This window comes from Hymenobacter cheonanensis (genome assembly GCF_030581075.1).
Classification (GTDB): Bacteria; Bacteroidota; Bacteroidia; order Cytophagales; family Hymenobacteraceae; genus Hymenobacter.
In genome coordinates this window covers 18,910-35,942 of the sequence record NZ_JAUQSW010000016.1, presented here as the reverse complement: position 1 = coordinate 35,942, position 17,033 = coordinate 18,910, and the positions used below count along the sequence as shown (strand labels likewise).

Below are 17,033 nucleotides of genomic sequence, written 5' to 3'. Positions count from 1 at the left end.
CCAGGGGGCGCTACATTTCGAGCATCTGGGCCAGGAACAGGTCGCTCTCTTCGGCCTCCGTAGCCGAGGCTAGCAGACCGACGTCGGCCAGGCCGGCGGCCTGGGCCAGCTGGCTGGCCACGTGCCGGAAATTGTCGAGCAGGGTGCGCACGGTTTCTTCCCGAAACAGCGCCGTATCGTATTCCAGGTGCACCCGGATGGCGCCCGGCTCTTCGACGAAGAAGAAGCACAGGTCGTACTTGCTGCTCGCCGGGTCGGCGCCGAAGCGCGAAACGGCCAGGCCGGCCGGCTGCGTTGGGGGCTGCTGGCTCTCAATGTTTTGCAGCACCACCATCACATCAAACAGCGGTGAGCGGCCGGGCTGCAGCGGCCGGTTGAGCTGCTGGAGCAGCGTGTCGAAGGGATAGAGCTGGTGGCTATAAGCGGCTAGTACCTGCTGCTTTACCTGCTGGTAGAGCGCGGCCACCGTGGGCTGGCCCGCCAGCCTGGTGCGCAGGGCCAGCGTGTTCACGTACAGCCCAATCTGGCTTTCCAGGTCCAGGTGCTCGCGCCCGGCAATCGGGGTGCCGATAACGAGGTCGGCTTGCCCCGTGTACTTGTGGAGCAGCACGTTGGTAATCAGCAGCAAGGTCATGAACAGGGTGCCTTCCTGCTCCGCGCTCAGCTGGCTCAGGGCCTGGTAGTCGGCCTGCGCGATGTCGGTGGTGAGCGTTTTGCCCTGGTAGGCCTTGCGCTCGGGGCGGGGAAAATCGGTGGCGAGGTCCAGAACCGGCACCGCGTCTTCAAACTGGCCGAGCCAGTACTGCGCCAGGCGCTGGCCGTTTTCGCCGCTGAGGCTAGCCCTTAGCCAGGCCTCGTAGTCTCGGTACTGGGCCGGCAGCGGGGGCAGGCGCAGGGGCTGGCCGGCCGCCAGGGCGTTATAGGCCTGCATAAGCTCGTCGAAGAGCACCTGCATCGACCAGCCATCGCCGATGATGTGGTGCAGCGTGTACACCAGCACGTGCTCCTGGGCCGCGAGCTGCCACAGCTGAAGCCGCATCAGCGGGCCGGCGGCCAAGTCAAACGGCGTGCGGATTTCGGCCAGCACCCTGGCCTGCACGGCTTCCGGGCTCAGGTTGGCGGCCCGCAGGTCGGCCGTGGTCAGCAGCTCCGCCAGGGCCGGGGCAGGCAGCACCTGCTGGCTCACGGTCCAGTCGGCGTTTTTGCGAAACACGGTGCGCAGGCTCTCGTGCCGGGCCACTACGGCCGCCACGGCCCCCTCGAACGCGGCCCGGTCCAGGTCGCCGGTGAGCTTGAGCACGAAGGGCATGTTGTAGGCGATGTTGCTCTCGGCCGACTGGCAGGCCTTCCAGATGCTGTACTGGGCGGGCGTCGGGGGGAAGCTTGCCTGGGCCGGGGCCACGCGCAGGGGCTGGCTAGCCGCCTCGGGCCGGGCCTGGAGCAGGAACGCGGCCTGCTGCGCGATGGTGGCGTGGTCAAACAGCTCGCTGAAGCTCACCTTTTTGCCAAAAGCCTGGTTCACGCGCAGGATAAGCTGCGAGAAATTCAGGCTGTTGCCGCCCAGCGAGAAGAAGCTTTCCTGCGTGCTGATGGGGGCTTGCTTCAGCACCGCTTCCCAGATTTTTTGCAGCTCCGCCTCCAGCACCGTAGCCGGGGCTACGTAGGGGCGCTCTTCGGCCTGCTTTTGCTCTTTGGCAAGCTGGGCCAGGGCTTTTTCATCAACTTTCCCGTTGGGCGTCAGCGGGAAGGCCTTTACTTGCAGCCACTGCATGGGCAGCATGTAGGCCGGCAGCCGCTCGGCCAGGTAGCCGCGCACGCGGGCCACCGCCAGCACTTCCTCCGTTTGCAGGTACGCCACCAGGTAGCTTTCCTGCTCGTGCTTGAGCACGCCCACCAGGGCATTCGAAATTTCGGGTAGTTCGAGCAGCAGGGCCTGTATCTCGCCCGGCTCGATGCGGTAGCCCCGGATTTTGACCTGCTTATCGGCCCGGCCCAGGTAGTCAAAAATGCCCTGCGCGTTCTGGCGCACCAGGTCGCCGGTTTTGTACCAGGTGCGGTGCTGGGGGTCCCAGGGCAGGGTCACGAAGCTTTTGGCCGTTAGCTCGGGCTGGTGCAGGTAGCCCGTGGCCAGGCAGTCGCCGCCGATGTAAAGCTCCCCGATGCAGCTGTTGCCCACGCACTCCAGCTGCTCGTCCAGCACGCACACCGTGGTGTTGGCAATGGGCTCCCCGATGAAGATGCGCTCATCCTGCAAGGTCACCTTTTGCACCACGCAGCCCACGGTAGCTTCGGTGGGGCCGTACTCGTTGTAAATCTCGATGTCGGGGTTCAGCCTGCGCAGGGTATGGATGTGGTCCCATTCCAGCGCTTCCCCGCCCAGGATAACTTTCTTGACGTTGGTGCGCGTGAGCGGCAGGCTTTTGAGCATGGCCACATGCGAGGGCGTGAGCTTGAGGATGTCGATGGGCAGCCCCGCCTCGGCGCTCACGGCTTCTTCCAGGATACTCAGGATGGATTTTTCGGCCTCGCTGATGAAGAGCACCTGGCCCCGGCACAGCGAGGTGTAGATGGCCGTCACGGTCAGGTCGAAGGCGATGGACGTAAACAGGGCCCAGTTGCCCCGCTCGCCGGGGGCGAAGTAGTAGTTGTTGCTCCACTGCACGTAGTTCGTGAGGCTGTCGTGCCGAATCATCACGCCCTTGGGCCGGCCCGTAGAGCCGGAGGTGAAAATGATGTAGGCCAGGTCCGTGAGGGCCGGCAGGGGCAGCGGCCCGGCCGGCGCCCCGGCCAGCACGTCGGCCTCCAGCAGCAGGGCCGTGAGGCTGCACAGCTGCTGCTTCTGGCGCCACACGGCGGCCTCAGACAGCACCAGCTTGCAGTCGCCGCTCTCCACAATCTGGCTGATGCGGCTGTCGGGGTAAGCCGTATCGATGGGCACGTAGGCGGCCCCGGCCTTCAGCACGGCCAGGATGCTCACGGGCAGCCACTGGCTGCGGTTGAGCAGCAGCGCCACGTGGCTGCCCGGCCCAACGCCGTAGCGCTGCCGCAGCACGTGGGCTAGCTGGTTGCTGGCCGCATCGAGCTGCTCATAGCTCATCGTCAGGTCTTTGTAGACCAGGGCGGGCGCGCCGGGGTTGCCGGCTACCTGCTCCTGAAACAGCTCCAGCACGGTTTGGGGCTTGATGGCCGCCGCCAGCTCCGGGCTGCCCGAGGTGCAGAGGGCTAGCTGGTCATCGGGCGACAGGGCCAGCTTGCGGCGCAGAAACGTGCCCCACTGCTCGGCCACCAGGCCAATGGTGTGGGGGGTGTAGGCGTTGGTAGCGTAGTAGAAGTCGAACACGAGCTGCTCCTCCTGCTCCAGCACTACCAATTGCAGAGCGTGGGCCTCCGATACCACGTGCAGGTCCGTGAGCGTCACCGTAATGTCGCGGCCCATCGGCTGGAAAGCCGTGGCCGGCAGAAAGTTGAAGCCGTAGGAATAGCCGTCGGTTTTCTCCTTGCCGGCGTGGGCAAAACTGAAGAAGTCTTCCCAGTCCATCAGCTCTTCTTCCTGCCGCTCCAGCAGCGCGGGGTGGTTGGCAGCGGGGGCCAGGTCGGCGGCGCTCACCAGCAGCGGCACGGTTTTGCTCATGGCGCCCACGGCGTTCTTCAGCTCGTCGTAGAGGCGGTTAAAGCGCTGTAAGCCAATAACGAAATGCTCGGGCCGCTCAAACGAGTACAGGAACCGGGCAAACAGCGACAGCAGCATGGTGCGCACCGGCACGTGGTGGGCAGCGCACTGCTGCCGGAGCTGCCGGCACACGGCCGGCGCTACCGCCACCCGGCGGCGCTCCATGACCGGCCCCGCGGCGGCGGCCTTCTGCTCGAAGGGCACCAGCGGCTTGCGGAAGAGGTGGCTACGGTACTGCTTCCAGTAGGCCAGCGCCTCTTCCTCGGCCTGCCCCAGCAGGTCCTGCTGCCACGAGGCGTAGTTTTCATAGGGCAGCGTATCGTCTTCGGCGGCCAGGTCGGTGCCATTGGCCAGGGCGGCTACCTCGCGCAGCAGCTGGTGCACGCTGGCGGCATCGGCCCGTAGCGGATGCGCCTGCACCCACACAAGCGTTTGCGCCGGCCCCAGCCTGATAATGGCCACCTGCAACGGTTCGTTGAGCGCCAGCGGCGCCGCCCAGGTGGCTTGCAGGGCCGCCAGCTGCTGCTGCTGCGTGGCCGCGTCAGCAAGCTGCCAGTCGTAGGTGGTGCACGCAAGCGCCGCCTCTTCCCGCGCTTGCTGCAAGGGGTAGTGCAGGGCCGCAGAGCGGTTGAAGTGCATGGCCAGACTGTTGTGGCGCCGCACCACCTGCCGCAGTATTTCTTGTATTTTATCGGCCGCAATAGGGCCGTTAATCTCGGCGGTGGCCCATACCCCGGCGTGGGGCACCGTACTGATGCTGTCCCAGATTCTGGCCTGCGCCGGCGATAATGAATATCCCTGAAGGGTGAGCGTATTATTTTCCATGTCGGTTCTGGTAAGTATGGGAAAAGGACGGAGCACCTGCTCCTGCCGGGGGTATGACCCAAAATGCAAGTGGCTTACTGCAAATGCCTTGCGGCTTGGTGGCTGGCGGCCGGGCCCGGTGCTGCTGCGCACGGGCCGGGCCGCCAGGGCGCCTGCGGGCCCGGCACCGGGCCCGCGCAGGAGCGGTGCGCCGCCCCCACCCGGGCCGTCAGGCGGTAAGCCTGGTATTCAGCCGCGTTTCAAGGCGGGCGGCGCTGGGCGCGCAACGCGGCGCAGCGAAATAGTACAGCGGCAAGAAGCCTGGCCCGGCGGGCCTAGTCTTCCATCGGCTCCAGCAAGGACACCAGAATCTGCCGGGCGCCTTTAAAGGGCATGCGGCCGTGCGCCATGAGCATGTTATCCAGGAACAGGACGTCGCCTTTTTTCCAGGGAAAAACCACCAGCGCCTGCTGGTAGGCCCGGCCGATTTCCTCCGCTTCGGCCCGGCTGATTTCGGAGCCATCGCCGAAGCAGGTATCAAACGGCAGGTTGTCCTGGCCCAGGATGGCCAGCAGGTCTTCGTCGAGGGTATACTTGTTGAAGAAGAAGGCGTGGTTGAACCAGGTTTGCTCGCCCGTTTCCGGGTGGCGGTAGATGGCCTTTTTCCGCCAGCGCGTCACCAGCTTCTCCTCCCCCTGCCACTCAAACTCCATGTTGCTCTGCCGGCAGATGGCCTCGGCCTCGGCCTTGTCGGTAGTTTGAAACACCTCCTGCCAGGGCAGCCCTAGCTGCGGCGACAGGTTGCGGGTGTACCGCACGCCGAGCTGCTCAAACTTGGCCCGCAGGGCGGGGCTGAGGTTGGCCAGCACCTGGCGCGTGTCGGCAACCGGGGTTTCGCCCTGCTCGGCCGCCGGCGTCACGCAGCAAAAGATAACCCGCATGGGCCAGGAGCTGGCATACGACGACTCGCTGTGCATGTTGATGGTCTGGTCGGCCGGGTGGGTGGTGGTGTGGTAGATTTTATCGCCCACTTCGTGCCGGGGCGAAGACCGCAGCTTGTACTCCAGCGTGTTGAGTTCCAGCTGGTCCACAAAGTTTTTGAAGCCGGCCACCGTGTCTACCCCAAAGTTGCGGAAGAGGATGCCGCCGTACTGGTGGAGGTAGCGGGCCACCAGCGGCTTGTTTTCCTGCATCCAGCCGCCCAGGTCCACGCCCGGCATGGTGCAGCTCAGCACTATCGGCGCCTTGGGTTCTGGCAGGCAGGACTCCTGCACCACATTCTCGTGCAGGTTCAGCAACTGGGCCTGCACCGTTTTGGCTTTGCTAAGCCCACCTATGAGTTCTCGGGTACGCATGTTTAGGAGTGGTTTTGCCCTTGTCTTTGCAAAGGATGGTTTTACTGAAGCAGATACATACAGGTATTTTTGTGGGCGCGGCAGGGCGCTTACCCACTGGCCGGCGGCTGGATTTTGCTATTTCTTCAGCGCCACCAGGCGCTGCTTGACGCTGGACTTGCGCTGCGCATGGCGCTGGGCCTCAAGGGCTTCCTGAAGGTCGGCCACGCTGAGGCCGGGCTGCTGGCAAAACTGGGCTATCATGCCGGCAAAGGCGTCCCGCATTTGCCCGATGTCGGCCTGGGCAAACTTGCCGGGCAGGTACACGAAGCGAATGGTGAGCGCCCCGGGGGTGGGGAGCACGTGGAGGGAGAAGTCGAGGTTGTTGGGCTCGTAAGACTTCACGTGCAGCAGCTCCCAGGGCGCGGTTTCGGCTTCGGCCATGGGGTAGTTGCGAAACACCAGCACGTGGTCGAACAGCGCCTGCGAGGAGCGCACGTGCGGCATGTCGCTGAGGGGCGTGTAGTGGTAGGGCAGGGAGGCAATGGCGTGGGCGCGCACCCGGCTCAGCACGCGGCTCAGGGGTTCCTGGCGCTGGAAGCGCACCCGCACGGGAATCGTGTTGATGAACAGCCCCACCATCGACTCTACCTCCGGTAGCTCGGCCGGGCGGCCCGATACCACGGTGCCGAACACCACGTCGTTGCGCTGGCTTTTGCTGCCCAGGTACACGCTCCACAGGGCCTGCATCAGCTCGTTGAGGGTGGTGCCGGCCTCGCGGGTGGCGTGCTGCAAGCGGGCCAGCTGCTCGCCGGCCACGGTAATTTCGGCCGTGGCCAAATCCCGCACCAGCTCGTGGGCTTCTTCCTCGCGGCCCAGGCTAGCGGTGCCCACGTAGCCAGACAGGTACTGGCGCCAGTATTCTTTGCCTTCCGCCACGGGGTAGGTCGCCAGCCACTTAATGTAGTCGACGTAGGCGGGGGGCGTGCGCAGGGCGGCCGGGGCCTGCGTGCTCGCGGCCGTGTACATGGCCTGAAACTCGTGCATAATCAAGGGCATGCACCAGCCGTCCATAATAATGTGGTGGTAGCTGAAGACCAGCTCGAACACGTCGGCCTGCAGGCGAAACAGGCGCCAGCGCAGGGGCAGCTCGCGCCGCAGGTCGAAGCCCCGCGCCCGGTCCTGCTCGGCGTAGTGGTCCAGGATAGGCTCGTGGGCCTCCTCGTCCAGCAAGTCAACGAAGCATCCTTCCGGCAGGCGGTCGGCCAGCACCGCCTGGAGCACCTCCGCGCCCAGGTCATCCCTGAAAATGGTTCGCATAACGCCGTGGCGGCGGGCCAGCGCTTGCAGGGCCTCCGCCACCAGGGCCGGCTGCAACGCCCCTTTCAGGCGGTAGCGGGTTTGCTCGAAATACGCCGTGGAAGTGGGGTAGCGGGCGTGGTAATAGTAAAAGCTTTGCTGCATGGGGCTTAGCGGATATACCTCCTCCAGCACCCATTCCTTTTGCAGCTTCAGCAAGGCGGGCAGCTCTACTTTAGCAGCGGTTACGTCGCTGGCAGTCAGGAATTTTGTTTCGGCCGCCTCGCAGGCTGCCACCAGTAGCAGCAGCTGTTCGTGCCACTGCGCCAGCAGGCGCTGCATGGTGGCCGGCTGGTACTGGCCGGCGCTGTAGCGCAGCGAAAGCTGCAGCTCCTGGCCGGCAATGGCGGCCGTAGCGTCGAGGGCAAACAGGCGCTGCTGCTGCGCATTGCGCTCGGTGCCCTTGCCTTCCGTGGAGAGGGTAAAGGAGGATTTGCCCTCCGTAGAAGCGGCCTGAAACTGCCCCAGGTAGTTGAAGCACACCTCGGCGGCCGGCGCGGGGGCGGGCTTGTCGGCCGCCAGGTAGCGCCAGATGCCGTAGTGGCTGCCTACGCCCACGTACTCGCGAATGGCTTCCTTCACTTCCATCAGGTAGAGCAGCGCGTCGGGCTGGCAGCGGGGCAGCAGCACCGGAAACATGGCCGTGAACCAGCCGACCGTGCGGCTCAAATCCAGCGCCAGCACGCTGTTGCGGCCGTGGCTTTCCATCATCAGGCCCAGCTGGGCTACCCCGAAGCACGCATGCAGGCCCTGGCCGAGGGCGGCCACGAGCAGGTCCTGCACGTCGGCCTTCAGCACGCGGTGCGCGGCCTGGGTGAGGGCCTGGGTTTGGGCGGCCGTCAGCTGCACGTGCAGCTGCACGGCATCCTGCTCCCGGTTCGGGGCCTGCGGCTCATCCTTGGGCAGGCGGCTGAGTTGGTGCTCCACGGCCTGCCAGCGGGCGCTAGCCCCTTGCAGCAGCGCCGAGTCGGCCAGGGCCTGCAAGTGCTGCACCCACTTGCGGTACGAGTGCGTGCGGGGCAGGGGCTGCGGCGCGCGGGCGGCCTGCGCGTCCGTGTAAAGCGCCTCAAAATCTTCGAGCAGAATGCGCCAGGAAACGCCATCCACAACCAGGTGGTGCGCGCACAGCAGCAGGGTGTCCTGGTCCTGGTGCTGGTAGAGCACGCCCTTAAACAGGGGGCCGGCTTGCAGGTCGAAGCTGGCCTGGGCTTTGTCGGAGATGCTTTCCACGGTGGCCAGGTTTTCGGCCAGGGCCACGTCGCGGAAGCTGTGCACCTCCAGGGCCACGTCGGGGTGGGTGCGTACTTCCTGCAGCCAGGTCCCGTTTTCCTGGTAATACACGGCGCGCAGCATGTCGTGGCGCTCGGCCAGGGTATGCAGCACCGCCGTGAGCTGGTTGAGGTCGACGGGCGTGGGGCTGTGCAGCACCACCGACTGGTTGTAGTGCGCGGGCGCGGTAGCCACGGCCGAGAAGAAATACTGCTGAATGGGGCTCAGGGGCACCGGGCCGCTCACGGTTTCTTCTTCGATTACGACCTGCTCTTCGCGCAGCACGGCCGCCATCTGGTGCAGGGTGGTGTGCTGCATGGCCTCGGCTACGCTCAGATGCAGCTGGTGCTTTTTGAGCTTGGCAACCAGCTGGATAGCTTTGATGGAATCGCCGCCCAGCGCAAAAAAGTCGTCGGTCCGGCCGATGGTATCCACCGCCAGCACTTCCTGCCAAACGGCTAGCAGCCGGGTTTCTTTGGGGCCCACGGCGGCCTCAAAGCGCTCGGCGGGAAGCTCGGCCGCCGCGAACAGGCCGGCGTATTCCAGCGGGGCCGCTTTGGCCTGGGCCAGGGCCAGCTCGGCCGGCGGGCACAGCCCTAGCAGGCGCAGGGGCTCGCTGCGCTGCTCCAAAAACAGGTGCAGCAGGGCCATGAAGTGCCGGGCCAGCTGCGCAATAGTGGCCGCCTCGTAGAGGTCGGTGTTGTACTCCAGGCGCAGCAGCAGCTCCTTGTGCTCGGTTTCTACAAAAAACCAGGTAAGGTCGAACTTGCTGCTGTCGCCGGTGTAAGCGAGCGGCCTGGCCCCTAGCTCCGGCAGGGCATCGGGGTCGGCGCCGGCCGCCACGTGCACGTCCTGGGTGTTTTGCAGCACCACCATGATGTCGAACAGCGGCGAGCGGCTGACGTCGCGCTTCAGCTTCAGGTCCTCCACCAGTTTGTCGAACGGGTAGCTTTGGTTTTCGAAGCCGGCCAGCACGCTGTGCTTCACGGTTTCAAAAAGCTGCGCCAGCGTATCATCCAGGCTAAAGCGGGTGCGCAGGGCCAGTGTGTTGATGTAGCAGCCAAGCTGCTGCTCCACGCCGGCAAACTCGCGGCCGGCCGTGGGCACCCCCAGCACCACGTCGGTTAGGGTGGTGTGGCAGGCAATGAGGGCGTTTACCAGCGTGAACAGGCCCATGAATACGGACCCGCCCAGGCGATGGCAAAGGTGTTCGAGCGCTTGCAGCTGCGGGGCCGGAATGGTAAACTCGGCCAGGGTGCCGGCGAAGGTTTTGACGGCGGGCCGGGGCAGCTGGCGGCCCAGGTCGAGGCGGGGCCAGCCGGGGCGAAACTGCTCCTGCCAGTACGCGCCCTGCGTGGCCAGGGCGCCCTGCGCCAGCTGCTCGTGCTGCCACACGGCGTAGTCCTTGTACTGAAATGGCAGGGGCGCCAGCGGCACGGCCTGCCGCTGCTGCTGCCCCTGGTAGAGGGCTAGCAGCTCGGTGAAAAACACGTTCATCGACCAGCCGTCGCTGATGATGTGGTGCATTGCGTAACCCAGCACGCACTGCGCCTCGTCGGTTTGGTAGAGCGCGATTTTCAGGAGCGGGGCGCTGGCCAGGTCAAAGGGCTGCAGGGCCTCGGCGCGGAAGCGGGCCGCAATCTCGGCCAGCGGCAGGGCCTCGGGGTGGTGGGTAAATACCTGCTGGATTTCCAGCGCCGGCAGCACCCACTGCTGCACCTGCTCCTGCGCGTCTTTGCGAAACACGGTGCGCAGCATCTCGTGCCGCGCCAGCAGCTGCGCCAGGGCCTCGGCCAGCAGCACCGGGTTTAGCAGGGTTGGCAGCAGGTAGGCGCTCGACATGTTGTAGGCGGTGGCGTCTTGCTGCATCTGCTGGAGCACCCACAGCCTTTTTTGGGCGGCCGACAGGGGGTAGCAGGCCCGCTCCGCACTCTTGGGCAGCACTACCCACGAGGTAGGAGCCGCCGTTTGCAGCCCCAGAATCTGGGCCAGCTCCTCCAGAATGGGGTGCGCGAAAATATCACTCAGGCGCAGGCTAGCCCCCAGCCGCTCGCTGATGCGCGCCAGCAGCTGGGTAGCCTTGAGGCTGTGCCCGCCCAGGTCAAAGAAGTTGTCCTTAACGCTGACCTTGGGCAGGCCCAGCAGCTCCTGCCAGATTGCCACCAGCTCTTGCTCCACCGCGTTGCGGGCGGCCACGTACAGCGTGGTTTCGTCTTCGACGTACGCCTTCGGGTTGGGCAGCTTGCTGCGGTCTACCTTCCCGTTGAAGGTCAGGGGGATAACCGGCACGCGCACAAAGTAGGCCGGCACCATGTAGGGGGGCACCTGCAGCTGAATGTAGAGCTTCAGCTCCCTGGCGCTGAGAACCTCCGCGCTGGTGTAATAGGCCACCAAAAAGTTGTCCTGGTCTTCGTCCCTGAGGGCCACCACCACGGCCGTTTCCACCTGCTCGTGCTTGAGCAGGTTGTTCTCCAGCTCGCCCAGCTCGATGCGGTGCCCCCGGATTTTCACCTGGTTATCGATGCGGCCCAGGTATTCCAGGTCGCCGCTAAGCGTGATGCGGGCCAGGTCGCCGGAGCGGTACAGGCGCTGGCCGGGGGCCACGGGCAGCTCCACAAAGCGCTGGGCCGTTAGCTGCGCCTGGTTGAGGTAGCCGGCGGCTACCCCCTCCCCGGCCACGTACAGCTCGCCCACTACCCCGCGCGGCACCGGCTGCTGCTGCTGGCTCAGGATGTAGCAGCCCAGCGTAGGAATGGGCTTGCCGATGTTGCTGATGCCGCTCTCAATCTCGGGCTGGTTGATTTGCTTGTAGGTAACGTGCACGGTGGTTTCCGTGATGCCGTACATGTTGATGAGCCGCGTGGCGGGGTACTTCTCGGCCCAGCCCTTCAGCTGGTAAGGGGCTAGCGCCTCGCCGCCAAAGATGACGTAGCGCAGGGCCGCGAGGGCGGTTTGCGCCTGGCTGGCATCGGCCTGAATCAGCCGGTAGAAGGCCGAAGGCGTTTGGTTGAGCACCGTGACGCGCTGCTCGGCCAGCAGCTGCCAGAACAGCTCCGTGTCCTTGGCCACCATTTCGGGCACCACCACCAGCCGGCCCCCGTAGAGCAGGGCCCCGTACATCTCCCACACCGAAAAGTCGAAGCAGTACGAGTGAAACATCGTCCACACGTCCTGGCTGTTGAAGTCGAAGAGGTTCTGCTCGTTGAAGAGCAGGCGCACCACGTTGCGGTGCGACACCTCCACGCCCTTGGGCCGGCCCGTAGTGCCCGAGGTGTAGATGACGTAGGCCCGCTGCGCCGGCGCGATGGCCACGGGGCTTTCGGTGGGGGGCAGCTGCGCCCGCAGGGCCAGAAACTCCTCCAGCACCTGCTGGTTCACGAGCACCCGGCTGCGCGAGTCGGCCACGATGTAGTCGATGCGCTCGCGGGGGTAGCCCGGGTCTACGGGAATGTAGCAGCCGCCGGCTTTCAAAATGCCCAGCAGCACCCCGAGCAGGTGCCCCGAGCGGGGCAGGCACACCGACACGAAGTCTTCGTTCTGCACCTGGTGGTGCGCTTGCAGGTACGCCGCAAACTGGCTGCTGTAGGCGTGCAGCTCCGCATAGGTGGTGTGCTCCTCGGCAAAGACGACGGCCGTATTGGTGGGCACGGCCTGGGCCTGCCGGGCAAATAGGCTGACGAGGGTTTCGGCCGCGGGGAAGGCCACCGCCGTGAAATCGAGCGCCCGGGCCAGCTGCGCTTCCTGGGCCGGGGCCAGGTAAGGAATCTGGGCCAGGGGCAGCTCCAGGGCCCCGCCCAGCTGGGCTAGCCAGTAGAGCAGGTTCTCGCAGAAGGCGGCAATGGTGGTTGCGTCGAAGTACCGCTTGTTGAAGGTGAGGTAGCCGCCCAGGCCGTCCGCGTCTTCCTTAAACAGCAGGTTGAGGTCGTATTTGCCTAAGCCAGAGTTGGTTTCCTGATACGCCCAGGTGGCCCCGGCAGTCTGCCGGGGGGCGCTGGCCGCTTCGTAGTGGAAGAGCACATCAAAAAACGCCGTGCGGCTCATGTCTTTGGCCGGGTTCAGCAGCGTGCAGAGCTGCTCGAAGGGCAGGTCCTGGTAAGCCAGGGCCTCCTCCAGCTGGCCCGCCACCTGGTGCAGCAGCTCGTCGAAGCGCACGCTCATATCCAGGCAGTTGCGGAGCACCAGCAGGTTGTCGGCCGGGCCGGCGGCGGCCCCTAGGTGCTGGCTGTGGTTATCGCCAAAGGTGCCGATTACCACCTCAGCCAGGCCCGAGTAATGGTGCAGCAGCACCAGAAAGGCCGTCATTAGCACCTGCTTGCCGGAGTGGCCCTGCGCGGCCCCGATGGCGTGCAGCTGCCGGGCCAGGGGCGCCGGCACCCGAAAGGCATGGGTATCGCCGTCGTAGAGGTGGATGTGGTCACGGGGAGCGTCGGTGGCTATTTCCAGGGCTTGCACGTTGCCTTTGAGCCTGTGCTTCCAGTAGAGGAGCAGCGCCTCCACGGTTTCTTCCGGAAATTCCTTTTGCCAGCGGGCGTAGTTCGTGTATTGCAGCTCCAGCGGGGCCAGGGCCGGGGCGCCGCCCTGCTCCAGCTGCTGGTACACCGTGGTAAGCTCCTCAAACAGCGTGTGCAGCGAAAAGCGGTCGGCCACGAAGTGGTGAAACACCCACAGCAGGTAGTGCTGCGCCTGCCCATCGGTAAAAAGCGTGGGGCGGTGCATTACCCCGCTTTGCAGGTCGAAGGCCTGCTGCACGTAGGGCCGCAGGGCCGCCGCCAGGCCGGCCGCCGCCGCGGGCAGCGGGCGCTGCTCCAGCGGCACCGGGCGGGGGGGCGCCAGCACAAGGGCCGGCACATTGCCCGGCAGCAGCTCGCACCGCAGCACCTCGTGCCGGGCCACCAGGTAGGCGAGGGCCGCTTGCAGGCGCTGGGGGTCGAGGCGGCCGTCGATTTTCAGCAGCAGCGGCAGGTTGTGGTAAACAGGGCTAGCCTCGTATAATTTCCCTTTTTCGAAGGTGTCGATAAACCAAAGACGCTCCTGATGATAAGAGAGTGGTAAATGAGTGCTCATTATCTCCTGTTTACTTAAGTTGTTGAGTGAATTCCAAAATGGATAAGCCGTTCTGCGGCCCGGGGCGGCTGGCCCCGGGGGCGCCCTCAGGGGCGCCCACTTTCCCGGCTTCGCGCCGGGGCATTCTAGTTGCGGGCTGTTGGCTGCCGGGGGCCGGCCAGCCCCGCGCCTTACTCTGCCAGCGCGGGGCGCAGGCTGGGCTTTTTCAGCGCCGGCAGGGCTACGCGCTCGGCAAGCAGCTTGCTGAGCGGCTGCTCCGGGTGGGCGGCAAAGCGGCCCAGCAAACCCACGAGCCGCTCGGCAAAGCGCTCGATGTACTGCGGCTTGAAGAGCGACGTTTTGTACTCGATAAAGGGCCTGGTGCCCGGCGCCGGGTCGTCGTAGACGTAGAGCGTCAGGTCAAACTTGCTCTGCGTGTGCACCTGGTCCCAGTCCGCTATCCGCAGCGAGTCCACGCTCGACGTCACGGCTTGCTGCGCGCTGGTCAGCATGTTGATGGCCACATCGAAGACGGGGCCGTGCCTGGCATCGCGGGCGGGGGCGTAGTGCCGCACCACTTCCTGGAAGGGATACTCCTGGTGGGCATACCCCTCGAGCAGCACCTGCTGCACCTGGGCCAGAAACGCTTTCAGGGGCTGGGCCTCGTCTACGCGCACTTTCAGGGCCAGCGTGTTCACGTACACTCCTATCTGATTGACCAGCTCGCTGCGGTTGCGCACCGCCACGGGCACGCCCACCACAATTTCCTCATCGGCCGAGTAGCGGTTGAGCACGAGGTAGTAGGCGCTCAGCAGCAGGGCAAACAGGCTTATTTCGTGCGCGGCGGCCACTTGCTTAAGCGTTAGCAGCAGGGCGGGGGCCAGCTCAAACTCGTAGCGGCTGCCGGCGGTCGTTTGTTGCTCGCTGCGGGGCCAGTCGGTGGGCAAGGCCAGCACGGGCAGCCTGCGGCCCAGGTGGCCCTGCCAGAACGCCTGGAGCTGCTGCCAGCGCTCGCCCTGCCCGCGCTGCTGCTCATCCACGGCGTAGTCTTTGTAGTGAATGGCCAGCGGGGCCTTCGCCCAGGCGGCCCCGGCCTGCAAGTGCTTGTAGGCGTCCAGCAGCTCCGAAATCAAAATCTGCCCCGACCAGCTATCGCCCACGATGTGGTGCATCACAAAGCCCAGCACGTATTCCTGGGGGCCTAGCTCAAGGAGCAGGAGCTGGAGCAGGGCCGGCTGGGTAAGCTCAAAGGCCGTGTCGCTGAGCTGCGCAATGAGGGCTTCGGCCGCTTGCACGGGGTTTTCGGCGGTGCTGACATCTGCGAACCGGAAGGCCGCCGGCACGTCGGCGGGGGCATGTACCCGCTGGGTTAGCTGGCCATCGGCGGCGTGAAACGAGGTGCGCAGGGCTTCGTGGCGCGCCACCACGGCGTGCAGCGCCTGCGCCAGCAGGTCGGGGCGCAGGGGGCCGCGCAGGTGGTAAGCCTGGGCCATGTTGTAGGCCGACTGGCCGGCCTGGGCCTGGCTGCCAAACCAGATTTGCTGCTGGGCAAAGGATAAGGGGTAGGCCGGCCGGGGCGCGGCGGGCCGAATGGGGGCCAGGCTGGGGCGCCGGGCCAGCAGCTCGTCCAGGTACGCGGCAAACTTGCTCAGCGTGGGCGCCTTAAACAGCTGCCGGATGCCGTCGACGCCCAGCTCCAGGTGCATGGTGCGCGTAATGCTGGCCCCTAGCTGGATGGCTTTCAGGCTATTGCCTCCTATTTTGAAGAAGTTGTCGGTGGCGCCGACGTTTTCTACCTGCAGCAGCTGCTGCCAGAGGCGTTGCAGCTGCTGCTCGGTGGGCGTCAGCGTTTCGGCTACCGGCGCGGCCCCGGCCCCGGCTGCCGCCAGCGGGTTGGGCAGGGCCGCCAGGTCGACCTTGCCGTGCCCGTTGATGGGAAAGCGCTCCAGGTACACGAGGTAGTCCGGCACTTCGTAGGCATTGAGGCGCTCCTGGCAGTAGGTGCGCAGCGCGGGCTCGTCGAGCGGGGCGTGGGCGCTGTAGTAGCCCACCAGGTACTGGTCGCCGGCGGCGGTTTCCAGCACCCGGCACTTCACCTGCTCTACGCTTTTGTGCTGCAGCATGCCGGCCTCCACGCCCGCCAAATCAAGGCGGATACCGCGCAGCTTGATTTGCCCGTCTTTGCGGCCGATGAGGGCAATGGTGCCGTCGGGCAGGTACGTGGCCACGTCCCCGGTTTTATACACGAGGTCCGTAGGCTTCTGGGTCAGGGGGTTCGGAACGTAGATTTTGGCGGTGGCCTGGGGGTCGTTGTAGTAGCCTTTGGTCAGGAAGGGCGTCTTGATGTACACATCCCCCTCCTCCCCCACCGCGCACAGCTTGCCGTCGCCGTTGAGCAGCAGAATCAGGGTATTGGAAATGGGCTTGCCCACACTCACCCGGCCCGACATTTTGCCCGAGGCGTGGCCAATCCGGTGAAACGACTTGAGCATGGTGCTCTCCGTGGTGCCGTACAGGTTTACGAGTTCCGTGCCGGTGCCGATGCTCTTCTGCCAGCGGTAAACGTCTTTGTTATAAAGCGTTTCGCCGGCCAGCAGGCAAAAGCGCAGGCTCGGCAGCGCATAGGTTTCCGGGCCGCCCTCCTCAATTTCCTGCATCATTGCCCGGAACACCGACGGTACGGTGCACAGCAGGGTAATGCGCTCCTCCCGCAGCCAGTGCAGCAGGCCCCCGATGTTGCTCATACTGTCGGCCGGCGGAATGCAGAGCGTGCCCCCGGTTATCAGCGGCGCCAGCATGTCGCGCAGGGAGGCATCGAAGGTCAGGGCCGCCAACTGCGCGATGCGAAAGTTTTCGGTGTAGCCAAACTCCTTGGTAATCCAGTGGATGAAGTGGCTCAGGCTTTTTTGCATGCCCTCGATAACCTTGGGCGTGCCGGTAGTGCCGGAGCTGAAAAACAGGTAGCAGGTATCGTCGGGGGCAATGGCCACTTCGCAGGCGGGCGCCTGGGCCAGCACCAGCTCCTGCCGGTGGTAGTGCCCCTGCCGCCAGGTGTAGTACGCCAGCTGCCCGCCAGCATCCAGGGCCAGCAGGTGGGCCGGGGCCTCGGCTTGCAGCCGGTGCAGCAGCGCCTCCAGGCGGGGCAGCTCGGTGGCCAGCGTCACAATAAGCTGGGGTTTGATGTCTTGCCAGATTTTGCACCAGGTGTTGTCGCCCAGCTGCCAGCTCACCGGCAGGTACACCTTGCCCGCCTTAAACACGCCTAGCAGCGTGGCCACCACGGCGGGCTGCTTGGGCAGCAGCACCAGCACTACGCCGCGCTGCGTGGGCGCTACCTGCAAGCAGGCCCCGGCAATGGCGTTTACTTGCTGGTGCAGCTGGCCGTAGCTCACCGTTTGGCCGCCGTGCCTGATGGCAATGCGGGCCGGCGAAGCCAGGGCCTGCTGTTCAAAGAGGGTGTGGATAATCTGCTTCATGTAGTACTGTCCTGTAAAGGAAGAAGTAGGCTAAAAATTAACAGGTAATTCGTGGGAGGAAACCCAGGTAATTAGCAG

Annotated in this window: 4 protein-coding genes; all 4 read right to left on the bottom strand. The window is 65.2% G+C overall.

From position 1 onward, the window contains the following. Positions 1-10: 10 nt before the first annotated feature. Complete coding sequence (locus tag Q5H89_RS22085) at positions 11-4,495, bottom strand: amino acid adenylation domain-containing protein (protein WP_305021507.1); 4,485 nt, start codon at positions 4,493-4,495, stop codon at positions 11-13. 314 nt (positions 4,496-4,809) lie between these two features. Then, on the bottom strand, positions 4,810-5,829 hold the full coding sequence (locus Q5H89_RS22080) for a TauD/TfdA family dioxygenase (RefSeq protein WP_305021506.1): 1,020 nt from the start codon (positions 5,827-5,829) through the stop codon (positions 4,810-4,812). A 117-nt stretch (positions 5,830-5,946) separates the two neighbouring features. Next, positions 5,947-13,500 carry a non-ribosomal peptide synthetase gene (locus tag Q5H89_RS22075; RefSeq protein WP_305021505.1) on the bottom strand — a complete coding sequence of 2,518 codons (7,554 nt, stop codon included), beginning with the start codon at positions 13,498-13,500 and terminating at the stop codon, positions 5,947-5,949. Between the two features lie 170 nt (positions 13,501-13,670). After that, positions 13,671-16,955: a condensation domain-containing protein gene (locus Q5H89_RS22070; protein WP_305021504.1), complete on the bottom strand. Its 3,285-nt coding sequence runs from the start codon at positions 16,953-16,955 to the stop codon at positions 13,671-13,673. Positions 16,956-17,033: the final 78 nt, after the last annotated feature.